Below are 20951 nucleotides of genomic sequence, written 5' to 3' on the forward strand. Positions count from 1 at the left end.
CAGGGTTGATGTACGTGAGCAGTCATGTAAACCATATGGATGTTCGAAAAATAGAACCGCTAGACGTGATTGGAGCAGGAATAGCTGCAGTCGTCTTTGGATACCTTCTAATCATCGAGGGGAACCTCATACGGGGCTTCGTACTTGCAGCCTGGATCCTCTCAATGTCGGTTTCGCTTCGGAACAGTAACTATGAGCATACTGTTGTTTTGTTGGTACTCGGCTCACTCATTACCGGTGCAATGATCAGTGGACAGTTCACTTACCTGCTCCTTTCCGTTGTCGTTGCGGGATTTGGCTATACTCTGTGGACAATCAAACGATCATCCAGAGACACTGCTGCATTGTAGCGACTAGCGAAGATGGGCGAGCGGTAAATACTTTCAATCACCAACCGCTAATCTGTCACGGCCTTCGCCAGCGGGCACACTGCGTCAAACGAAGCACGATCCGTTACTAGGGCCGAACCCTTTTGCCCGACTGCGATCAAGAGAGCGTGTGGCGACGACCGACGACGACTACTTGCGCTTTTTCCCCTACGAGGAGCCGTACGACCACCAACACGAGGCGATGGGCGAGATCTACGACGCTCTGACCGACGGGCAGGACGTGCTCTTCGAGGGGGCCTGCGGGACCGGCAAGACGCTGGCCTCGCTCGTGCCGGCACTCGAATACGCCCGGCAGGCAAACAAGACCGTCGTCATTACGACCAACGTCCACCAGCAGATGCGCCAGTTCGTCGAAGACGCCCGTGCGATCACCGCACAGGAGTCGATCCGCGCCGTCGTCTTCCGCGGGAAGGGATCGATGTGTCACATCGACGTGGACTACGAGGAGTGTCAGGCACTGCGGGACACCACCCGCGATCTGGTGGACAAAGAACAGGAGATCGCCGAACTCGAACGCCAGGAGCAGGACCTGCTGGAGCAGGCCCAGTCGGGCGGAGACGCCGTCGGCGGCGATGGCGAGGCAGCGAACGCGCTGGAAGCGCGCAACGCCGTGATGGACGAACTCCGAGCGATCGAGGACGATCTCGACGAACTCGAAGCAGAGCAGTCGACCTGCGATCACTACTATCGCAATCTCACGGTCGATACGACGGAGTTCTACGCGTGGCTCTACGAGGACGTTCGCACGCCCGACGACGTGTACGAGTACGCCCACGACCGGGGACTGTGTGGCTACGAACTGCTCAAGGAGGGGATCGAGGGCGTCGATCTGGTGGTGTGTAACTACCACCACCTGCTCGATCCGATGATCCGCGAGCAGTTCTTCCGCTGGCTCGGCCGCGATCCCGAGGACGTGGTCGCCGTCTTCGACGAGGCCCACAACGTCGAGGACGCCGCCCGCGACCACGCCCGCCGGACGCTCACCGAGACCACCGTCGAGAGCGCCATCGACGAACTCGCCGAGACCGAGGACGCCCGCAGTGACGCGGCCCACAACGTCGTTTCGACGTTCCTGCGGGCGCTGCGGACGGCCTACGACGACGCCTTCGACTTTGGAGAACGTGAACAGGTCGACGAACACTGGGACGACCTCTCGATCGCCAACGACGACCGCCGAGACGAGCTGACGCTTGCCTTCCTGCAGGAATATTCCGGGCCGGGGTTTCACGAAGAACTCGATCAGGCACTGGATCTGGGACGGGACCTCGACCAGCAGTACGAGGAGGCGTTCAAGGAAGGCGAACTGGACACTCGCAAGGAGTGTCAGACTCTGCAGGCCGCGCAGTTCGTCTCGGCGTGGCTCGCAGAGAGCGACGACCTCGGCCAGTATCCCGTGGTGAGTGTTCGCCGGGACGAGGAGGGACAGGGCGACGTGTACGGCCGCGCCGAACTGTACACCTGCATCCCCTCGAACGTCACCCGGGACCTGTTCGAGGACCTCCACGCCGCGGTGCTGATGAGCGCGACCGTTCGACCCTTCGACGTGACCCGGGACGTGCTGGGGCTGGACGATCCCACCACGATGGCCTACGGCGCACAGTTCCCCGAGGACCGTCGCCGGACCTACGCCGTCGACGGACCGGCGCTGTTCGCCAGCAACCGCGACGATCCGTCGACACAGGACACCATCGCGGGAGTGCTCGAAGACGCCGCCCGCATGACGCCGGGCAACACGCTCGCCTTCTTCCCGAGTTACGCCGAGGCCGAACGGTACCACGAACGCGTCACGGTCGCAGGGACCTACTACCTCGACCAGCCCGGCACACAGGCCCGAGACCTGCGCGAGTCGTTCGTCGAAGACGACGACGACGGCATCCTCTTTACCTCGCTGTGGGGCACCCTCTCCGAGGGGGTCAGCTACGATGGCGACGACGCCCGCACCGTCGTCGTGGTCGGCGTCCCCTATCCGCACCTCGACGACCGGATGGACGCCGTGCAGGACGCTTACGACACCAGCTTCGGCGGAGAAGACGACGACGAGGCCGGCTGGCGCTACGCCGTCGAGATTCCGACGATCCGCAAGACCCGACAGGCGCTTGGCCGGGTCGTCCGCTCGCCCGAGGACTTCGGCGTCCGCGTTCTGCTTGACAAACGCTACACGCAGGCCGCCGAGATGGAGATGCACGACTACGCCGTCCGGGGCACGTTCCCGCCCGAGGAACGCCGCGAGATGCTCGATATCGACCCCGACAAACTCAAGTTCGCGATGCTGAACTTCTATCAGGATCTCGGAGGCTACGATGGGCCACCGCCCACGCCCTGAGCAGTCGACTCGCCGCCGTCGAGGGCGGAGCGTCGTCTGAGGAGAGGCTAGGCGGCTTCTGGAGAGCCGCCGGGATCGTCACCAACCGTCTCACGCCGTCGATTGAGTGCGAGGAGACCGACGAACAGTACCAGTCCGACACCCCGGAGCAACAGGTCGAGGACGAGCGTCACCTGTCCGCTCGCGACGCCGAGGAGGGCGAGCACGTCGTAGGTCCCCGAAACGAGCAGACTCGGTGCCATCAACAGGAGCGAACTGAGTGCGAAGGCTGCTCGTTCGGGCCGGGAAACGTTGGTGTAGACGAAGCCGATGACCGTCGCTGCGAGCGCGATGACGCCGAGGAAGACGCCGGTGACGGGGACGAGTACCTCCGGGACGAGCCAGACCAGATCGGCCAGATCGGCCGCGTTGATGACGCGGAATTTGTCACCGGCGGGTAGGTCGGCGGCGTCCGGCCGTTCACGCAGGAGGACGATTCCGGGGGTGAGCACGAACGCGAAGGGAACGATCGCCTTGTTGAGCGACAGCGAGAACGCCTCGATGCCCGTCTGGAACGGGTCCGACTTGGCGACCCCCGAGGCGGCGTACGCCGCGACGGCGACCGGCGGCGTGATGTCGGCGATGACGCCGAAATAGAGGATGAACAGGTGTGCGGCCAGTTCGGGCAGGCCGAAGCCGGTGAGCGCCGGCCCGAGCATCGAGACGAGGATGATGTAGGTGACGGTCGTCGGCATCCCCATCCCGAGGACGATACAGGAGATGGCGGTGATCACCAGCAGGAGGACGAGCGACCCCCCGGCCACGGCACGAATCAGGGCCACGAGGTTCGGCCCGAGACCGGAGACGCTGATGACGCCCGGAATGATGCCTGCGGCAGCCACGGCGATGACGATGGGGACCGCGGTGCGTGCCCCCTCGTCCATGGACTTGCCGACGAACGTCAGGAAGCGGAACAGGCCGTTGTCGTGCATATCGGGGCGGGAGACGGCATCGGCCACGGTCGCTGCCGACGCCTCGACCTGCTCGTCGAACTCAAGCAGCGGCGCGTCGTGGCGCGGCTTCGAAGCCATCGTGAGGACGCCCGCCCCCATCGCCAGCCAGCCCAGTTGGCCGAGCGTCGCCCCGGCCGCCGCCACGACGCCGCCAGCGTCCGCCAGCAGATTCCAGACGAAGGCCCCGCCGACGAGAACGGCGAAAACGGCGACGAGGCGACCGCGTGTCTCGTCGCTGTAGGCGGCGACGAGCGCGAGGAGCGCGGTGATCGCGATCAGCGTGAACCACGCCGAGCGGGCCACCGAGAGGCGCACGACGATGAGGTAGTACAGCAGCAGGACGATCGGGACGAGATAGAACCACCCGCGCGTGAGGTGCGTGCGGATGTCGACGAGGTCCGCCGGATCGAGACCGCCGATGCCGACACGGGAGGCCTCGAAGTGGACCATCACCCAGACGCCGAAGAAGAAGACGATGGCGGGGATGGCCGCGGCGACGATCACGTCCGCGAAGGGCGTCGCCGTGTACTGGACGATGAGGAAGGCCGCGGCACCCATCACCGGGGGGAGGATCTGGCCCCCCGAGGAGGCCGAGGACTCGACGCCGCCAGCGAACTCCGCGCTGTAGCCCGACCGTTTCATCAGCGGGATGGTGAACGCGCCCGTCGTCACCGTGTTGGCGATCGAGGACCCCGAGATGGTGCCCATGAACCCACTCGCCAGAATGGACGCTTTCGCCGGGCCGCCCTTGCGCGTCCCGGTGGCCGCGTACGCGAGGTCGATGAACCACTGGCCCGCGCCGGACATCTCCAGAAACGCCCCGAAGAGGATGAAGATGTAGATAAACTGCACCGAGACGGTGACCGGGATGCCGAACACGCCGTTCTCCGTGTTGTACCAGAGGTTCTGGACGATGGCGGCCCAGGAAAGTTCGGGGATCGAGAGCACGCCGACGTAGGGCGCGTTGAGCGGGATCAGATAGCCCCAGTGGGCGTAGACGATGAACGCAGCGACGATGACCATCAGGTAGAGGCTGATCGCCCGGCGCGTCGCTTCGAGGACGAGGAGGACGCCGAGGACGCCCAGCACGAACGCATAGGAGGTGTCGGCGAGTGGCCCGAGCAGGCCAGCGATCGGTTCGAGGAACGTAAACACCTCGTGGATGGGGCGGCCGGCCTGTAGCCCGAGCGCGCGCATCCGCTGGATCTCCTGAAAGTCGGTAATAAAGTACGCCACGGAGAGGACGGTGACCGCGATGAGCAAGAGGTCGGCCGGAGTGACCCGATCGAAGTCGGGGTCGACGGCCGCCCACCGCAGGCCGCCGCCGACCCGTTCGGTCGTTCGGGTGATGACGCTGGTCTCGCCAAAGCGGTCCCGAAAGCCGGCCGCAAGCGCCGACGACCGGCGGGTGATCGGGCCGTCGCCTGTCGTCCCGGGATACAGGAGGAAGGTCAGGACGAGCGCGAACCCGACGTGGACGGCGTTGATCTGGAGCAACTGGAGCGTCGCCAGTTCGAACCGCCCGACGACCGGGAGAGTGATCGCGAACTCGAAGCCGCGTGCCGCGAACCACAACTGATACGCAGAGAAGCTGATGCCGATCAGGGAGACGACGACCGCGAGGCTCCCCCGGACGGTGCGCTTGCGTTCGATCTCCTGCAGGATCGTCTCTGTGTCCGGTTCGGTCGGCTCGTCGGTTCCGGCGTCGGGGATCGGACCGTCGTCACGAGCGTCACTCATCCGTCGCCCTCGTCGTCAGGTGCTGTCGTGGCGCTGCACTGGCGGACCAGATGGATGTCGACCGACCGTCCGTCGGTCAGCGCGACGAGATCGTACGCGGCCGATCCGACGTGCAGGCGGTGGTCGGCGATGTCGCCCGGTGCGACGGTCAGTCGCCGCAAGGCCCCGGGCGGGTCGTAGACGAACGTACCGTCGACCTCGGTGACGTTCGCGTCGGCGGGCAGCCCCCAGCCGTAGGACTCGAACTCCATCCGGGTCTCGACGAGGCGGTCACCGCGGACGGTGTACTGCTCGTAGACGCGCGACTGCTCGACGCTGTGGTTGTATTCGAGGGCGACGTGGGTCCCGTTCGCGATGGGCTGAGTGAGATACCGCTGGCCCGTCTCCACGTCGACGACGAGGAGCACGTACGTCGTCGAACCGTTCGCCGGGTCGGTGACGGGAGTGGCGCCGTCGTCTGCAGATGGAGCCATCCCATCGCTTTCGACCGCGGACACACCGGTGCTGGCCCCCGAGACGACCACCCCGGCGCCGAGGACGAGTGACGCAGTCAGGACCAGCGCGGCCAGTCTCCGAGCCATGCCACGAACTACTGGGACTCAGTCTCCGTTTCGGCCGCCGTCTCGTTCATCCCGGTCTCGGTTTCGTTCGTCGCCGTCCCCGTGCCACCGGTCGCCGTGGGGACGGCGGTACTGACATCGAAGTACGCGGCCGCACCGGGATGGAGGATGATCGACATTCCGTCCAGCGCGGAGTCGGCGCTGATGAACTCGGACTTGATCGTTAGCTGATCGACGTTGTCGAAGATCGCGGCTGTGATCGCCTCGACCGTGTCGGCCGACAGGTCGGCCCGCGTCGCGATCATCGCCTGGACTGCGATCGTCTCGGTGTCATCCTGGACGCCGTCGTAGGTCCCGCCGGGGATCGTGTCGTCGGAGAACCACGTGGCGGCCTCCTTGACGGCCTCGCGGTTCTCGCCCGAGATCGGCACGATCCTGATGTCGTTCGTCGTCGCGAGGTCCGCGATCGCACCGACGGGCCACCCGCCGACGACGAACGCGGCGTCGATGTCCCCGTTCCGAAGCTGATCGGCCGCCTGTGAGAACGAGGCGTTTTGCTCCTCGAAGTCCTGAATACCGACGGCCTCCAGTATCTGAAGCGCGTTGACCTGTGTGCCACTCCCGAGGTCACCGGTGTTGATCGTCGCACCTTCGAGGTCCGCTAGCTCCTCGATGTCGGTGTTCTGGAGCGTGACGATGGTGATCGTCTCGGGGTACAGGGTCGCGACCCCGCGGAGGTTCTCGATGGGGTTGTCCTGAAACACCTCGATACCGGTGCCGTTCCGGGCGAAAAAGGCGATGTCGTTCTGAATGAGCGCGAAATCGGCCGAGCCAGAGCCGAGGTTGCCGACGTTCTCGACGCTCGCACCGGTCGACTGGACGTTCAGCCTGAAGTCGGTGCTGTCCTCGACGAGCGTCTTGATCTCGTTCGAGAGCGGGAAGTACGTCCCGCCTGTCCCACCAGCGTGCCACGAGAGGCGGGTCTCCTGAGTGGCGCTTACGTCGCCGATCCCGGTGAGACCAGCGATGCCAGCAAGCGATGCAGTTCGAAGAAATCGTCGACGGTTCTGATCGGGAACCATACTGGCATGTGGGACAGTGCCACACTTTGTTATAGATCGGACCGCGCCGGTTTGGCTCGGCGAAAGACACGAGAAGGTAACACAACTCTCCAGATACGTGGCATTACTTCGCCCGGCCACTGCCGCCGACGGCGGTGGGCCACGCCAGTAACGAGAGCAGACTCACCGGTAACGCCGGCTTCACGACACGGATCGCAGCGGCATGGTCGAATCGTCCCGGAGGGGCCAGCGCGGGAGCGGTCTTAACCAACTGTACCGTCCCTTGCCCGGAGCTGTTGGTTAAGACCGCTCCCGCGAATCACACCATTTGAAACCCCTCGCACAGAATAACGGAGCAATGCTAGTCGCGTTCGACTTCGACGGGACCCTCTCGGACTCGGAGATGACGGTCCTGCTTGGCAACCAGAACGACACGGCCGACGACATGGCCGAGATCACGGAACGGGCGATGAACGACGAGATCGAGTACGCCGAAAGTCTCTACCAGCGATGTGCGCTGCTAGAGGGGATGGACGACGAGACCGCACAGACGGCCTTCGAGCAGGTCCAGCTTCGCCCCGGCGCGGCCGACGTGATCGCGGCCCTGCGCGCGGCGGGCGTCTACGTCTGCATCCTCACCGGCGGGTTCGAGCGTGGTGTCGAGGCTGCACTCGAAGCGGAGGGGGTCGAGGTCGACGCCATCGTCGCCAACCGCCTGCCCGTCGCTGACGGGAAACTTACCGGTGCGGCCGAGGGACCGCTCATCGAGGGGACCAAGGACGACGCCTTAGACATCGTGACGACCATCGTCGGCGAGGATCGAGCGGACACCATCGCTGTCGGCGACGGCGCAAACGACCTCCCGATGCTCGAAGTCGCCGGTCTCGCCGTCGGCTTCGATCCCAAACCCGCCGTCGCGCCGTCGTGTGACACCATCGTCGAGACGATGGCCGAACTGCACGATCTGCTGGAAAGCGAAGGCGTGTTGTAAACTGTGTACAGGGAGTCATAGAACAACTCACATACCTCAGTAGCTTCCCGAAAAGCGGTATCTGAGAGCTGAAGAAAATTGCCGGTGTTCAGAAGTAGCAACAGCAGCCCTCTCGATCGGTGTCAGAAAACCATGCCAACCGTTCTATGACACCCTCTAACGGTAAAGTGTACGTCAATTTCTAACAGACCCACCGATCGCAGGTGTAACGCTGGGCTTCACCTAATAGAGGCATCCCTAAATACAAGCAAACACAGTACTTCAGAGCGCATCGAATTCGCGAGGTGTATATCAAAAGACAAGGCTGAGAGTTACTCAGATACGCTATCAAAACAAATTTTTAGAGCTGTTGATTTGATATTGAATGTCGAAATATATTAATGAGAAGAATTTCTACCCATGTCTGATGACACACACAATAGGAGTTCCGCCAGTTGCGATATTCATGATAATCGTAATATTATCACTCATCGCGATATTCATATATCTAATTAGAAGGTTTATTTGGTGAGTTTTTCCACGCAATTTTATTAGTACAAAAGCTAGATCCATATAAATCTATTTTGTTTGAATTGAAGACATATATACATTGAATTAACCCATGAATATAGTGATGGTCTAATCACATGTCTTAATTCTGACTTAGGAGATCGAGGAGCGTGTACTCTATAGGATAGATCCCTGAACTAGTATTCATCCGTCAAAAAGCTTGGTTTGGCCGTTATGGTTGCTCGAAGTCGCCAGCCTCGCCGTCGGCTTCGACCCGAAACCGGCCGTCGCGCCGTCGTGTGACACCATCGTCGAGACGATGGCCGAACTGCACGATCCGCTGGAAAGCGAAGGCGTGCTGTAGCACTCGTTTGGTATCGGTTCAAAGTCGCTGGCGACTCCAGCAAGAGACATGACGATCATTTCGTCGGTGTCGCTGGGTGTCCCGCTGTTGATCGCGTTCGGCGTCGTCGCCGGTATGATCGCGACCAGAGCGATGGACGTGGTGATGGCTCGACTGCCAGAGGGGGAGACGCCGCCCTTCGTCGCCGCCGGGGTATTGACCGAACAGGACCCGGACACCGCACCGGCACGACTCGCCGCGGTCGTCCACCACGTCGCTGGCTGGCTCACCGGCCCGCTGTACGTGACCGTGCTGTTGCTCGTCGGGGGTGTGCTCGGTGGCGGCCTTGCGACGTATCTGGTGACGGCTGCCGTCCTGCTGGTCCTGATGGTCGGCTTCTTCGCCGTGGTCGTACTCCCACGACCCGGCCTCGCCCGCCAGCGCGTCTCGACGATCACCCGCGACTGGGCCGTCTCGGCGTTCGTCTACCTCGCCGTGCTCGTCCCGCTCGTGGCCGGTGGGGTGAGCGTACTGGGTCGTCTGTAAAACGGAGTGTCGTCTGCTTAGTTCGTCGCCTGCTCGATGGCCTGATCGAGGTCGGCGATGATGTCGTCGGCCGATTCGAGGCCGACGGAGAGGCGCACGAGGTCGTTCGTGACACCCGCGGCCTGTTTCTCCTCGTCGGTGAGTTGCTGGTGAGTCGTCGAGGCGGGGTGGATGATAAGCGTCTTGGCGTCGCCGACGTTGGCGAGCAGGGAGGCGATCTCCGTGGACTCGACCGTGCTGCGGGCGGCGTCGTAGCCGGCTTCGAGGCCGAAGGTGATCATGCCGCCGTAGCCGCCATCGAGGTACTCGCTGGCGGTGTCGTGGGTCTCGTGATCGTCGAGACCGGGGTAGGTGACCCACGAGACTTCCGGGTGGTCGTCGAGGTGCTCGGCGACGGCCATCGCGTTCTCGCAGTGGCGCTCCATCCGCACGGGGAGGGTTTCGAGGCCCTGCAGCGTGTTCCAGGCGTCGAAGGGCGCTTGCTGATTGCCCATGTCACGAAGGCCGCGCGCGATGGCGGCGTAGGTCAGGCCCGCCGGGCCGAACGTCTCGTCGAAGTTCACGCCGTGGTAGGCTGGGTTCTCCTGTGCGATCTCGGGGAACTTCTCTGCGTGCTCGCTCCACGGGAAACTGCCGCCGTCGACCAGCACACCGCCAACGGTCGTGCCGTGGCCGTGGATCCACTTGGTCGTGGAGTTCCAGACGAGGTCCGCGCCGTGTTCGAGGGGATTGCACAGGTACGGCGTCGCGAAGGTGTTGTCGACAAAGAGTGGGACGCCGTTGTCGTGGGCGATGTCGGCCAGTCGCTCGATGTCCGGCGTCACCAGCGAGGGGTTGCCGATGGTCTCGAAGTGGACGTAGGCGGTGTTCTCGTCGATCGCCTCCTCGTAGGCATCGTAATCGAGCGTGTCGACGAAGCGGGCCTCGACGCCGTTGCGCGGCGCGGTGTGGGTGAAGTAGGTGTAGGTGCCCCCGTACAGCGAGGAGGCCGTCACGATGTTGTCACCGGCGTCGGCAAGCAGGAAGGTCGCGAGGTTGAGCGCCGCCATGCCCGAGGAGGTCGCGACCGCACCGACCCCGCCTTCGAGTGCGGCGATGCGTTCCTGCAACATGTTGCAGGTCGGGTTCATCAGTCGCGAATAGATGTGGCCGGGCTTTTCGAGGGCGAACTGGGCGGCGGCGTCCTCTGCGTCCTCGAAGACGTAGGATGTCGTCTGGTAGATCGGTGGGGCGCGCGCCCGTGCGTGTGACTCCGGTTCCTCCTGTCCCACGTGCAGTGCGTCGGTCTCGAATCCGCGGTCGTCGTCGCTCATATACCACACTCTCGGCGGCCCACATGATAAGTCCCGCCGACATCGGTCGAGATCACCTGCTGTCCGGGATAGCGGCGGTATTTCGGGTGGACGACGAACGCGTTTGGCTCCCTGACGTCCCCAGCGGACGGCGGCCGACCGGATGCAGTATCTGTCGACCGGATCACAAGACATACAGCAGTCGCTGTGGGCGGTTCTTTCACGAGATCATGAGCGAATCGAACGGCACCGGGCGGCTTCCGGTCGACAGGCGACGACTCCTCGCACTGGGAGCACTGCTCGCTCTGCTCGCGCTGGCAGGCTGTGATGGCCCGTCACAGCGGTACGTCGTCTGTGACGTCTGTGGCGAGATGTACGGCGACGGCATCGGGACCGTCGACGTGCAACTCTACGAGAACGGCTCGGCTCGCTGGACGATCAGCGTCCCATACGACGGTCCCCCCGCTGCCGCGGACAGGCGGGCCGAATCGATGGCCGACGAGATCCAGCACTTCGTTGACCAAGACATGATCACACCCTACGACGGACAGACCGACAACGTCGTCGGCGAGGCTCGGGACGGAACGGTATTGGTGACATTCCGCGTCGACGACTTCGCGACCACGCGCGGACAGTACCTCCTCGTCGAGAGCTTCGACCAGCACGACGAACCGCACGGACTTGCCTACCGGCTGACAGCCGAACGGGTCCGGATTACTGCGCCGGAGGGAATGACGATCGCGAACACACCTCGGGGAGCGGCTGTCACCGACGACGGTCGATCCGTCGTCTGGCAGGCCGAGGACGGCGATGCGATCGACTGGCAGACGTACATCGTCGCCGGACCGGACAGATCTGCGCTTTCGAGGGGTGGCGCGAACGTCCACATCGGAGCCTACGTCCTCGGCTGGGCGGGGCCGACACTGCTGGCCGATCTGGTCGCGAGTCTCGGGCCCGCCGTGGTCGCACTCGGCGTCGTCCTGCGGTACGGGAGTGATCGAGCGCTTCGCTCGTGGCTCCAGCAGTTTCGAGCGTCCGACACGCGCCATCGTCTCCTCGGCATCTCGCCGGGCCTCGTGATCGTCGCCGCCACCGTCGTCACCCTCCCGCCGACCTCGAAGACGAGCTACCTGTTACCGGCAGCGTACGGCGCACCGGCAGTTGCGATCGGGTGCCTCTGTCTGGGCTATCTGCTCGCTCGGGACTCTCGATACGTCCCGACGGTCGCCGCCACACTGCTGGCGATCCCCGTCTCCGCCGCGATCCTGAACGCGACGGCCGGGTTCGACCCCGGCAACGGTGCGCAGATTCTGGTGCCCATGACCCTCGCCGTCTGGCTTCCGAGTGGGGTTGTCGGCGTGGTCGTCGCTCGCCTCGTCGGCGGTGACGAGGGCGATTCGTGACCGAGGACGGTCAGACGAACTTCCGCACCGTCATATCCAGCGTGTCCAGATCCAGAACCGGTACGAGTCCGTAAGCGGCGCGACTCCCGGAGCCGTGGGAGAAGATCTGATATTACGGACCACTCTCCGACGACTGGTTCGATCCCAGTATTCAAACCGGATTATCGAACCATCTCAAATCCCGGCTGTCGGACGATGCCGGCGTAGACGAACGGAGACAGTGCCAGCAGGACCGCACCACCAGCGACGAGGAGGAGACCGACTCTCCGTCTCGCAGGCCTTCCCGTTCGATACCACGAGATGCCGAGATATAGTATCGCGGCCCCGATCACGGGCACCAGATACAGGAAGTACGCGGCGACGAGGACACCTGCCACAAGCACGACAGTCGCCTGTACCGCGTTGTGTTCCCGAAGCTCTGCCAGTTCGAACATTTATAAAAATTGAATCGAAGGATGTTCAGATATAGATTCCGAATTTGGCTATCAGTTGAAACGACTGGCCGTGGACGAGGCGGTCACAGTGGCGACTCGAATTACCAGCAAACTCAGTCGAGGCCAAGAGTCGTTACGTGAACTTCCGAACGGTCATATCCAGCGTGTCCAGGTCCAAAATGGGGGCGAAGCCGGCGTCGGGGTCGATGTTGACGGATTTCTGGAAGTCGGTCTGGGCCTGCCAGCAGCCAGAGTTCAGGGCCAGCACGTTGTGGTACTTCCCCCAGCCGAGTTTGTGGACGTGGCCGGTGTGGAACACGTCCGGCACCTCCTCCATCACGAGGTAATCGCGGTCTTCGGGTGCAAGGCGGGTGTGACCGCCGTACTGCGGAGCGACGTGGCGCTTCTTGAGAAGCTGGTACATCGCCTTGTGTGGCTCGTCGTAGCTGGCCTTGTCGTCCGGTAGCTCGGCGATCACCTCGTCCAGCGACACGCCGTGGTACATCAGGACGGTGACGCCCTCGATGGTGACGAGCGAGGGGTTCGAGTGGACCTGCGCGTCGTGGGCGGTCATGATATCGCGCAGTTCCTCGTCGAAGGCCGGCTGTGGTTCGGCGAGGCGGACGGCGTCGTGGTTGCCGGGGATCATCCGGATCTCGATGTCGCCCGGCACCTCCTTGAGGTACTCGCTGAAGCGCTCGTACTGCTCGTAGATGTCGACCACGTCGAGTTCCTCGTCCTGATCGGGGTAGACGCCGACGCCCTCGACCATGTCGCCAGCGATCATGAGATACTCGACGTGTTCTGCCTCTGGGGTGTGAAGCCAGTCGGCAAAGCGGTGCCAGGCGTCGGCCATGAACTCCTGACTGCCGACGTGCACGTCCGAGATGAGGGCGGCCTGCACGTGGCGATCAGCGGTCGAGGGTTTGTGCGTTCGGGGAATGTCGGGGAAGTGCAGCGAGTCGACGAAGAGGATGCCGCTGTCGTCGGCCAGCGTTCCGTCGACGGCGATCACCTCGTCGTAGAGGAGTTCCTGCACGAGGTCGGCGATGGCGCGGTCTTTCATCACCAGACAGGGGAAGGTCCCGTTGGTGTCTTCGAGTTCGATCAGCCAGTGACCACTGGCCGTCGAGCGGATGTCCGAGACCATCCCGACGATGGCCGCCTCCTCGCCGCCGCTCATCCGTTCGAGGGCGTCCGTCGGCCGGTGGTTCACCCGCCCGCGGAGCTGTTTCGAGAGTTTCTCGTAGCGATCCCGAAAGACGGAGACGAAGTCGCTGTACTCGCCGGTCCCGGTGGACTGACCGGTCATGTCGTTGTGGACCTCGATCGAACGCTTGTCGGGATCGGCCGACCGTCCCGCTCCGTCCTCCGTTGACCCCCCTGTTTCGACTGGAGCCGACCCGTCCGAACTGGGGGACGCTGTGGGGTCGTTTCCAGTCGAAACGGAGGGGTCTCGTTGCGGTGTCGAAGACCCGTCCGTGTCGTGTGGGACAGCCGTAGAATCGGTCGGTGAAGACGCATCGAGTGACTCCCTGACGTGCTCGGCAGTGAGCACGAGCGCGTCACCGGGAATCGTTTCCAGTGCACGGTCGAGCGCAGCGTCGGAATCGGACGCGTCGGCCAGCAACGTCACCGCCTCACGCTCGGCGTTGTACCCGCGGCTGGCGAGTTCGCTGACGATCCGTGCCGGCGTCTCCAGGGGCACACCAGAATCTGGTCTGGCGACGAGAAAAACGTAGCGGACTCCGAGGCAGAAGGTTGATACGCGTTTTCGTCCCATTGATGCACGATGAGCGAGGATCGAGGCCCCAATCCCCCGGCGACCGAGGACCGATCGGGAGCCATCGTCTACGTGCTCGACCTTGTCAGCAGTGCCGGTGCGGTGGTGCTGGTGGGCGCGCTCCTCTTTGCGATCAGCGGTCTCTTTCCCCCGCTGGTCGCGATCGAATCCGGGAGCATGGAGCCACACATCGACACGGGCGACCTCGTGTTCGTGATGGACGAGGATCGCTTCGAAGGCGAGGGAAGCCACGCCGAGACCGGCGTCGTGCCCGCGAGCAACGGCGCGACCACGGGCTACACGAGCTTTCAGGGACCGGGTGACGTGATCGTCTTCTATCCGAACGGGGACGAATCCGAGACGCCGGTGATCCACAGAGCGATGTTCTGGGTCAACGAGAGCGAAAACTGGTATCAGAAGGCAAATTCCGAGTACGTCGGTAGCGCCGATAGCTGTGACGAACTCGCCAGCTGTCGACCGGATCACGGTGGCTTCATCACCAAGGGCGACAACAACGGGGGCTACGATCAGGCGAGTGCGCTCAGGAGCTGTGAGGGACCGTGTGAGCCGGTCAAAAAGGAGTGGATCGTCGGCACCGCCGAATCACGCGTCCCCTTCCTCGGGAACGTGAGACTCCAGATTCAGCGGGCGTTCGCGCACCCAGAAGGTTGATACGGCGCTCAGTCCCAAGCGAGTGTAATGAGCGACGAGCCACCGGAGGCGTCGTACGAGGCGACGCCACCCGATGGGGCCGACGAGCCAGACGAGTCAGAGTGGGTGCTGTTCGCGACCGATATGGTGAGCGTCTTCGGTTCGGTCGTGCTCGTGGCTGGCCTGCTCTTTGCGATCAGCGGCGTGTGGCCGCCGCTGGTCGCGATCGAATCCGGGAGCATGGAGCCACACATCAAGACCAACGATCTCGTGTTCGTGATGGACGAACAACGGTTCGCAGGCGCGGGTGCCCACGGCGAGACGGGCGTCGTGACGGCACAGGCGGGCACTCGAACCGGCTACACGAGCTTTCAGCAACCGGGTGATGTGATCGTCTTCCAGCCCAACGGGAGCGACAGACGGACGCCGGTGATCCACCGGGCGATGTTCTGGGTCGAGGAGAACGAACGCTGGTACGAGCGAGCGAACACGGAGTTCATCGACGCAGACAACTGTACGGAACTGGCAAACTGCCCGGCGAACACGAGTGGCTTCATCACTAAAGGCGACTGGAACCAGCGGTACGATCAGGTCGGTGGAGTGGGTGGCCCACTCTCCGAGCCAGTCAAGCCCGAATGGGTCGTCGGGACTGCCGAAGCACGCATTCCGTGGCTCGGGAACATCCGCCTGCGTCTCGGAGCCGTGGTTACCAGATGATCCACTCATCGCCCCCAGTTTCGACTGGAACGCCGTCGACTGGACGGCGATCAGTGACCGCAGAAGAAGTCCGAATCAGGCGAAAACAGTGATCCTCGTCGGTCTCAGTTGTCGAAGCGGGCCTGCACGAACGGCTGAACGTCCTCGATGTCCCCGAGTCGGGAATCGGAGAGCAACACGGCCTCGGTCTCGTCGATCGGAACGGAGAGGCTGATCTCTTTGGTCCGGCCGTAGCGACCCTTCGAGACGACGACGGCGTTGACGATGCCCAGCATGTCGAGTTCGCTGATGAGGTCGGTGACGCGGCGCTGGGTCAGGACGTCGGCGTCGATCTCCTCACACAGGCGCTTGTAGATGTTGAACACCTCGCCGGTGTTGATGTTGTGGACGCCGTTCTTTTCCAGCAGGATGATCGCGAAGAGGACGATCTTGCTCTGGGTCGGCAGCGTGCGCACGACCTCGACGACACGGTCGAGTTCGATCTTCTCCTGGGCCTGCCGGACGTGATCTTCCTCGACGCAGTCGGTCTGGTCGCGCTCGGCGAGTTCGCCCGCGGTCCGAAGTAAGTCGAGCGCACGCCGGGCGTCCCCGTGTTCCTGTGCAGCGAAGGCGGCACACAGCGGGATCACGTCGTCGGTCAGCGCTTCGGCCTTGAACGCGACGTCGGAGCGATGGTCGAGGATATCCCGGAGCTGATTGGCGTCGTAGGGTGGAAAGACGATCTCTTCCTCGCCCAGACTCGACTTGACACGGGGATCGAGGAAGTCGGTGAACTTCAGGTCGTTCGAGATGCCCATGATCGAGACCCTGGACCGTTCGAGTTCGGAGTTCATCCGCGAGAGATTGTACAGCGTGTCGTCGCCGGACTTCTCGACGAGTTTGTCGATCTCGTCGAGCATGATGACGACCACCCGCTCGTGATAGTCGACAGCGTCGAAGAAGGAACTGTAGACCCGGTCGGTCGGCCACCCGGTCATCGGAACTTCCTCGAACCCGTCGCGGTCGGCTTCGAGTGACTCGATCTCGGCGGTGACCTCCTCGACGGTAGCGAACTCGGTGTCGGCGAGAGCGTTCGAGTCTGAACGCGCGCGCTCGCGAAGGTCGCCGAGGTCGTCGATCCGGTCGTCGATGTACGCCCGATTCTGATCGATGAACTTGTTTGCGAGCTGGGCCAGCACCCGGTACTGGGTGTCGGTCACCTCGCAGTTGATGTACTCGACCGTACACGGGACTTCGTACTTCTGGGAGGTCGTCTCGAGTTCCTCGCTGACGAACTTGGCACTGGCAGTCTTGCCGGTCCCGGTCTTCCCGTAGATGAGGATGTTCGACGGCGTGTCCCCACGGAGTGCGGTAACGAGGATCGTCGCCATATTGTTGATCTGTTCCTCACGGTGCGGGAGCTTGTGGGGCGTGTAGGAGGGGCGAAGCACCTCCTTGTTCTCGAAGATCGGCTCGCCGCTGAGCAGATCGTCGAACAGTCCGCGGGACGCTTCGTCGGCCTCACCGTCCGTGTCGGCGTCGAGGTCGTCGAGAACGACATCGTCGAGATCGGTCCCGAGACTGTCGTTGTCCGCCGGTTCGTCGGCTGTCGAACGGTCTTCCGACGACCCGTCTGACGCACCGCCAGCAGCATCCGTGTCGTTGCCTGTGTCAGTCATTGTCGTCTCCAGTACCCCCCTGTTTCAGGTGGAAGGACTGGTGCGCACTTCGTCATCAGCCCGGAAAGCCGTAGGAAACGTACTGTGCCCGGATTTCGACGAGGCATGCGTGTCCAGTTGAACCACAAGAACCCGTGGGTGATGGAATATTAAACATTCCGGTCCTCAATGGTCGGGAAGGTGATAGAAACAGAGTCAGATGCTCAGGCTCAGGATGACGAGGCGACGCCCACGACGGAGTTCCGGCTGTGGTAATATTTGACCTGTGACAGTGACAAGATCGGGTTTCGATCGATGGGAGTGGTTCAGTGGGAAGTGCTGTGGACGGGAAACGGGCGGGGGTCGAGCGTTCACCCGACAGGAAGGAGAGCGTGTCTGAGACGGCCCACGAGAGGGACCACCACGACAACAGGAGTGTCCAGTGTTACCAAGTGAAAGTAACCCCCCCACCCCTTCGTTTCGGGTGGAACGACTACAAGAGGTGGGTGGGGGGTGAGCAGGATTTCGAGTCCACTACTATTGACGGAAAGAGTTAAGTACTGACCAATAGAACCAAAGCCGCACTAGAAACAAAGGAGGGTTCTAGTCTGATGTTGTTGTTCTAGAGTTCTCTCTAGTGGACTAGGACCATCTCTAGAGTGGAAATCCAGTTTCGCGGACTCCCCACCGCCCGTCCGTTTCCACTCGAATCCGTCCCGTCTGACCCCACGGGTCCGAGCGGTTCCACCCGAAACGAAGGGGTGGGGGTGTTCGAACCATCAGTTGAATTGTGGGCATATTACCACAACTTGAATGTTGTTCACAACTCGTCCAGCGCTCGCAGTCGTCCCACGTTGGCAATCCGTTTCTTCGATCCTTCTCTCCGTCGTGCACTCGCGGACGCTCGTCCTCGCCCACGCACACCCGGCTACGGTCGTGCTTTCTCAACCCCTCTCGCCGCTGTATTTTTCGCTGTACTATCAAATCGGGTATGGTTGTCTGACGTAGGCTTAAGTGAATCGGCCTGTCTACTACGCTCAAGCCCCCGAATACGGACGTTCGGGCGGGAGGAACGAGGATGGGACTGCTCACGAATCTCAAAGACAGCATTTCACGCGCGGCATCGTCGCTGTTCTCCGAAGAGAACCCCAAGCGGATCGGCATCTACGGCCCGCCGAACGCCGGGAAGACGACGCTCGCTAATCGAATCGCCCGTGACTGGACCGGTGACGCGGTCGGCCCGGAAAGTCACATTCCACACGAAACACGGCGCGCACGCCGGAAAGAAGACATCGAGATCGAGCGCAACGGCGCGACGGTCAACATCGATATCGTCGACACGCCGGGCGTGACGACGAAAGTCGACTACGAGGAGTTCCTCGATCACGATATGGAGAAAGACGACGCAGTGCGTCGCTCCCGGGAAGCGACAGAGGGGGTCGCCGAGGCGATGCACTGGCTTCGCGAGGACGTCGATGGCGTCATCTACGTACTCGACTCTTCGACAGACCCGTTCACGCAGGTCAACACCATGCTGATCGGGATCATCGAGAGTCAGGACCTGCCAGTCCTCATTCTGGCGAACAAGACCGACCTCGAAGAGTCGTCGGTCCAGCGGATCAGAAACGCCTTCCCACAGCACGAGACCATTCCGCTCTCGGCGCTCGAAGGGGACAACATGGACGAAGTGTACGACAAGATCGCGGAGTACTTCGGGTGAACGAGGATGGCTGAAGCAAAACCACAGGACGGCGTTCAGATCGACCTCATCAGCGGCGAGCGCATGGACGGACTGACCTCCATGGAGAAGATTCGAACCATCCTCGATGGGGTGCGCGATGGCAACATCGTCATCCTCGAAGAGGGTCTCTCGCCCGACGAGGAGTCCCGACTGATCGAAGTGACGATGACCGAGATCAGCCCCGACGAGTTCAACGGCATCGAGATCGAGACCTACCCCCGCTCTCAGACCGCCGACGCGAGCTTCCTCGACCGACTGATGGGCACCGAATCGACGAAGAAACTCACCGTCATCGGTCCCGCAAATCAGATCGAGACGCTGCACAAGGACGAAAACCTCATCAGCGCGCTCGTCTCCCGGAAATAATGCCACACCAGTGTACGAACTGCGACCGCACGTTCTCGGACGGCTCCAAGGAGATGCTCTCTGGCTGTCCGGACTGTGGCGGCAACAAGTTCCAGTTCAAGCCCGCGGGAGCCGAGACAGCCGACAGCTCGGCCGAACCGCCCGAGCCACCGGAACCTTCCGGTTCGTCGGTCGCTCAGACGGTCGGCAAGACCGCGTCGACGGTCAAGGATCTGGTCGGTGGATCGAGTGACGAGCGTCGTCGTACGACTGAGTCCGAAGCGAACACCAAGCGATCGGAACCTCGTTCGGCTGCCGGAATCGACAGCGCCACTGGGACGACTCCAGAGGATACCGCACAGGCGAGTGCCCGAACCGATGTCGTGACGGCCGACGAACTTCCGTCGGAGCCTGTCGACGACGACCACCACTTCCAGCCGGTCTCACCGGGCGACATCGACGACGACACAGGGGGCCCCGAGAGGACGGCCCCGTCCGCCAGCGAGGCAGACGCTGACACTGCACCCCCAACCGACACGGCGGCCACCACCGCTACCCCGGAGCAGTCCCCCGAGGAACGACCGGGACTGGAGGAACTGCGCGCGGAACTCAACGACCAGTTCGAGAGCATCAAGGTCTTACAGCCGGGCCAGTACGAACTGAATCTGATGGAGCTGTACGACCGCGAGGAGTACATCATCGCCCTCGAAGAGGACGGCCGCTACTCCATTCAGGTCCCCGAGAACTTCCGGGACTGATACTACCGGCTGTACGTCTGTGAAGAATTTCGCGACCCCGGGGTCGCGAATATCTTAAAACAGTTACAGCCGGCAGTATGAGCACGAAACGCATTGCGAGCGATTTGTTCGTTGGGGTGCCACGCGTTGACGACCGAGTCGCTGGCTACAGCTCCGATACTCCACTGTCCTCTCATGGCCGATGTCACCACCCACAGACCACCGACATCTTGCATACACTCTTGTGTAGCACATTGTTGATTTCAGAGCGTTGCTTTGATTGCACACAGCATGATACAACCCTGAACACAATTATGACGATAAAACATTAATATTCGAGAGTATGGATCTGAACAGATACACCATCGGAGCTGCCATCGCAGGCGCACTCAACACTGTGGCTGCGTGGATTTCATTATATGTTTACAAACCCACTGCACAGGGCTCCCCCTACTTCGGGAAACCACTCGCAGATATCCCCGGTCTCGCACTCATGGGTGGAGTGCCGGTATACCTCTGTCTACGCTATCGGCTCGTTACCCCACTCGCCTTGAGTGGGCTCTTGACCATTGTCAATCTCACTGCTCGGGGCATCGCCAATATCTATGTCAATCCATTCATCCCTTTCTACGCTCTATGCATTGCCGTCGTTCTCGCCGTCATCGAATACTACATGCGGGAGTGGGTCCCGTTCCTCTCACACGAGCCGCTCGTTTGACGAAGATTCCGGAACTGATCGTGCGCAGCCCTATCTTTCACCTGACGGCGAAGCTACAC

18 protein-coding genes and 1 pseudogene are annotated in these 20951 nt (G+C 62.4%); 12 read left to right on the plus strand and 7 right to left on the minus strand.

The annotated features are described in order from the left end of the window. Nucleotides 1-35 precede the first annotated feature (35 nt). The gene (locus AC5FRW_RS04185; protein ID WP_493567174.1) at nt 36-350 is read left to right on the plus strand and encodes a hypothetical protein; all 315 of its coding nucleotides are present in this window, start codon (nt 36-38) and stop codon (nt 348-350) included. 148 nt (nt 351-498) lie between these two features. Further along, on the plus strand, nt 499-2712 hold the full coding sequence (locus AC5FRW_RS04190) for an ATP-dependent DNA helicase (RefSeq protein WP_493567175.1): 2214 nt from the start codon (nt 499-501) through the stop codon (nt 2710-2712). 47 nt (nt 2713-2759) lie between these two features. Here the strand turns inward: AC5FRW_RS04190 and AC5FRW_RS04195 are convergent, their stop codons facing one another. The 3 genes from AC5FRW_RS04195 to AC5FRW_RS04205 are packed head-to-tail and all read right to left on the minus strand — an operon-like array spanning nt 2760 to nt 7086. Continuing rightward, nucleotides 2760-5444 carry a TRAP transporter permease gene (locus AC5FRW_RS04195; RefSeq protein WP_493567176.1) on the minus strand — a complete coding sequence of 895 codons (2685 nt, stop codon included), beginning with the start codon at nt 5442-5444 and terminating at the stop codon, nt 2760-2762. Beyond that, a complete protein-coding gene (locus AC5FRW_RS04200) occupies nt 5441-6025 on the minus strand; it encodes a DUF1850 domain-containing protein (RefSeq protein ID WP_493567177.1) in 585 nt (194 codons plus the stop codon). Before AC5FRW_RS04200 ends, AC5FRW_RS04195 begins: the two co-directional genes overlap by 4 nt. Nucleotides 6026-6033: 8 nt before the next feature. Beyond that, nucleotides 6034-7086, minus strand: coding sequence for a TAXI family TRAP transporter solute-binding subunit (locus AC5FRW_RS04205; RefSeq protein ID WP_493567178.1), 1053 nt, complete (start codon nt 7084-7086; stop codon nt 6034-6036). A gap of 337 nt (nt 7087-7423) precedes the next feature. Here AC5FRW_RS04205 and serB point away from each other — a divergent pair, with 337 nt between their 5' ends. From serB to AC5FRW_RS04220, 3 genes and pseudogenes are all read left to right on the plus strand, one after another. Next, nucleotides 7424-8056: a phosphoserine phosphatase SerB gene (gene serB, locus AC5FRW_RS04210; protein ID WP_493567179.1), complete on the plus strand. Its 633-nt coding sequence runs from the start codon at nt 7424-7426 to the stop codon at nt 8054-8056. A gap of 727 nt (nt 8057-8783) precedes the next feature. Then, nucleotides 8784-8909 (plus strand): annotated as a pseudogene (locus AC5FRW_RS04215) (phosphoserine phosphatase SerB); the annotation flags it as partial. A gap of 48 nt (nt 8910-8957) precedes the next feature. After that, nucleotides 8958-9434 (plus strand): hypothetical protein, encoded by a 477-nt coding sequence (locus tag AC5FRW_RS04220; protein WP_493567180.1) that lies wholly within the window; start codon nt 8958-8960, stop codon nt 9432-9434. A 17-nt stretch (nt 9435-9451) separates the two neighbouring features. Here the strand turns inward: AC5FRW_RS04220 and AC5FRW_RS04225 are convergent, their stop codons facing one another. Beyond that, entirely contained in the window at nt 9452-10747 is a 1296-nt protein-coding gene (locus AC5FRW_RS04225; RefSeq protein ID WP_493567181.1) for an O-acetylhomoserine aminocarboxypropyltransferase/cysteine synthase family protein, read from the minus strand. Nucleotides 10748-10956: 209 nt separating this feature from the next. Between AC5FRW_RS04225 and AC5FRW_RS04230 the strand changes: the two genes are divergently transcribed. Next, complete coding sequence (locus AC5FRW_RS04230; protein WP_493567182.1) at nt 10957-12129, plus strand: hypothetical protein; 1173 nt, start codon at nt 10957-10959, stop codon at nt 12127-12129. A 161-nt stretch (nt 12130-12290) separates the two neighbouring features. On the opposite strand, the gene AC5FRW_RS04235 is transcribed toward AC5FRW_RS04230, so the two are convergent. Together AC5FRW_RS04235 and AC5FRW_RS04240 are read right to left on the minus strand one after the other, a co-directional pair. Further along, nucleotides 12291-12563, minus strand: a complete 273-nt coding sequence (locus AC5FRW_RS04235) for a hypothetical protein (RefSeq protein ID WP_493567183.1) — start codon at nt 12561-12563, stop codon at nt 12291-12293. A gap of 133 nt (nt 12564-12696) precedes the next feature. Continuing rightward, nucleotides 12697-14271, minus strand: coding sequence for a DNA-directed DNA polymerase II small subunit (locus tag AC5FRW_RS04240; protein ID WP_493567184.1), 1575 nt, complete (start codon nt 14269-14271; stop codon nt 12697-12699). A gap of 84 nt (nt 14272-14355) precedes the next feature. Here AC5FRW_RS04240 and AC5FRW_RS04245 point away from each other — a divergent pair, with 84 nt between their 5' ends. Together AC5FRW_RS04245 and AC5FRW_RS04250 are read left to right on the plus strand one after the other, a co-directional pair. Then, nucleotides 14356-15018, plus strand: a complete 663-nt coding sequence (locus AC5FRW_RS04245; protein WP_493567185.1) for a S24/S26 family peptidase — start codon at nt 14356-14358, stop codon at nt 15016-15018. A gap of 123 nt (nt 15019-15141) precedes the next feature. Continuing rightward, complete coding sequence (locus AC5FRW_RS04250; protein ID WP_493567379.1) at nt 15142-15714, plus strand: S26 family signal peptidase; 573 nt, start codon at nt 15142-15144, stop codon at nt 15712-15714. Between the two features lie 104 nt (nt 15715-15818). On the opposite strand, the gene AC5FRW_RS04255 is transcribed toward AC5FRW_RS04250, so the two are convergent. Next, the gene (locus AC5FRW_RS04255) at nt 15819-17372 is read right to left on the minus strand and encodes a Cdc6/Cdc18 family protein (protein WP_493567186.1); all 1554 of its coding nucleotides are present in this window, start codon (nt 17370-17372) and stop codon (nt 15819-15821) included. Between the two features lie 1057 nt (nt 17373-18429). Between AC5FRW_RS04255 and AC5FRW_RS04260 the strand changes: the two genes are divergently transcribed. From AC5FRW_RS04260 to AC5FRW_RS04275, 4 genes are all read left to right on the plus strand, one after another. Continuing rightward, nucleotides 18430-19071, plus strand: a complete 642-nt coding sequence (locus AC5FRW_RS04260; RefSeq protein ID WP_493567187.1) for an Era-like GTP-binding protein — start codon at nt 18430-18432, stop codon at nt 19069-19071. Nucleotides 19072-19077: 6 nt separating this feature from the next. Continuing rightward, entirely contained in the window at nt 19078-19458 is a 381-nt protein-coding gene (locus tag AC5FRW_RS04265) for a DUF2073 domain-containing protein (RefSeq protein ID WP_493567188.1), read from the plus strand. Further along, the gene (locus AC5FRW_RS04270; protein WP_493567189.1) at nt 19458-20195 is read left to right on the plus strand and encodes an OapC/ArvC family zinc-ribbon domain-containing protein; all 738 of its coding nucleotides are present in this window, start codon (nt 19458-19460) and stop codon (nt 20193-20195) included. The genes AC5FRW_RS04265 and AC5FRW_RS04270 overlap by 1 nt, the downstream gene beginning before the upstream one ends. Nucleotides 20196-20517: 322 nt before the next feature. After that, the gene (locus AC5FRW_RS04275; RefSeq protein ID WP_493567190.1) at nt 20518-20892 is read left to right on the plus strand and encodes a hypothetical protein; all 375 of its coding nucleotides are present in this window, start codon (nt 20518-20520) and stop codon (nt 20890-20892) included. Nucleotides 20893-20951: the final 59 nt, after the last annotated feature.

Source organism: Halomicrobium sp. HArcht3-1 (assembly GCF_058933345.1).

Excerpts from the sequence above, each read along its gene's own strand:
- AC5FRW_RS04220 (WP_493567180.1), top strand. The coding sequence starts at position 8,958 with ATGACGATCATTTCGTCGGTGTCGCTGGGTGTCCCGCTGTTGATCGCG.
- AC5FRW_RS04275 (WP_493567190.1), top strand. The coding sequence starts at position 20,518 with ATGGATCTGAACAGATACACCATCGGAGCTGCCATCGCAGGCGCACTC.
- AC5FRW_RS04185 (WP_493567174.1), top strand. The coding sequence starts at position 36 with ATGGATGTTCGAAAAATAGAACCGCTAGACGTGATTGGAGCAGGAATA.
- AC5FRW_RS04205 (WP_493567178.1), bottom strand. The coding sequence starts at position 7,086 with ATGGTTCCCGATCAGAACCGTCGACGATTTCTTCGAACTGCATCGCTT.
- AC5FRW_RS04195 (WP_493567176.1), bottom strand. The coding sequence starts at position 5,444 with ATGAGTGACGCTCGTGACGACGGTCCGATCCCCGACGCCGGAACCGAC.
- AC5FRW_RS04230 (WP_493567182.1), top strand. The coding sequence starts at position 10,957 with ATGAGCGAATCGAACGGCACCGGGCGGCTTCCGGTCGACAGGCGACGA.
- AC5FRW_RS04245 (WP_493567185.1), top strand. The coding sequence starts at position 14,356 with ATGAGCGAGGATCGAGGCCCCAATCCCCCGGCGACCGAGGACCGATCG.
- AC5FRW_RS04235 (WP_493567183.1), bottom strand. The coding sequence starts at position 12,563 with ATGTTCGAACTGGCAGAGCTTCGGGAACACAACGCGGTACAGGCGACT.
- AC5FRW_RS04270 (WP_493567189.1), top strand. The coding sequence starts at position 19,458 with ATGCCACACCAGTGTACGAACTGCGACCGCACGTTCTCGGACGGCTCC.
- serB (WP_493567179.1), top strand. The coding sequence starts at position 7,424 with ATGCTAGTCGCGTTCGACTTCGACGGGACCCTCTCGGACTCGGAGATG.
- AC5FRW_RS04260 (WP_493567187.1), top strand. The coding sequence starts at position 18,430 with ATGGGACTGCTCACGAATCTCAAAGACAGCATTTCACGCGCGGCATCG.
- AC5FRW_RS04200 (WP_493567177.1), bottom strand. The coding sequence starts at position 6,025 with ATGGCTCGGAGACTGGCCGCGCTGGTCCTGACTGCGTCACTCGTCCTC.
- AC5FRW_RS04250 (WP_493567379.1), top strand. The coding sequence starts at position 15,142 with ATGGTGAGCGTCTTCGGTTCGGTCGTGCTCGTGGCTGGCCTGCTCTTT.
- AC5FRW_RS04225 (WP_493567181.1), bottom strand. The coding sequence starts at position 10,747 with ATGAGCGACGACGACCGCGGATTCGAGACCGACGCACTGCACGTGGGA.
- AC5FRW_RS04255 (WP_493567186.1), bottom strand. The coding sequence starts at position 17,372 with ATGACTGACACAGGCAACGACACGGATGCTGCTGGCGGTGCGTCAGAC.
- AC5FRW_RS04265 (WP_493567188.1), top strand. The coding sequence starts at position 19,078 with ATGGCTGAAGCAAAACCACAGGACGGCGTTCAGATCGACCTCATCAGC.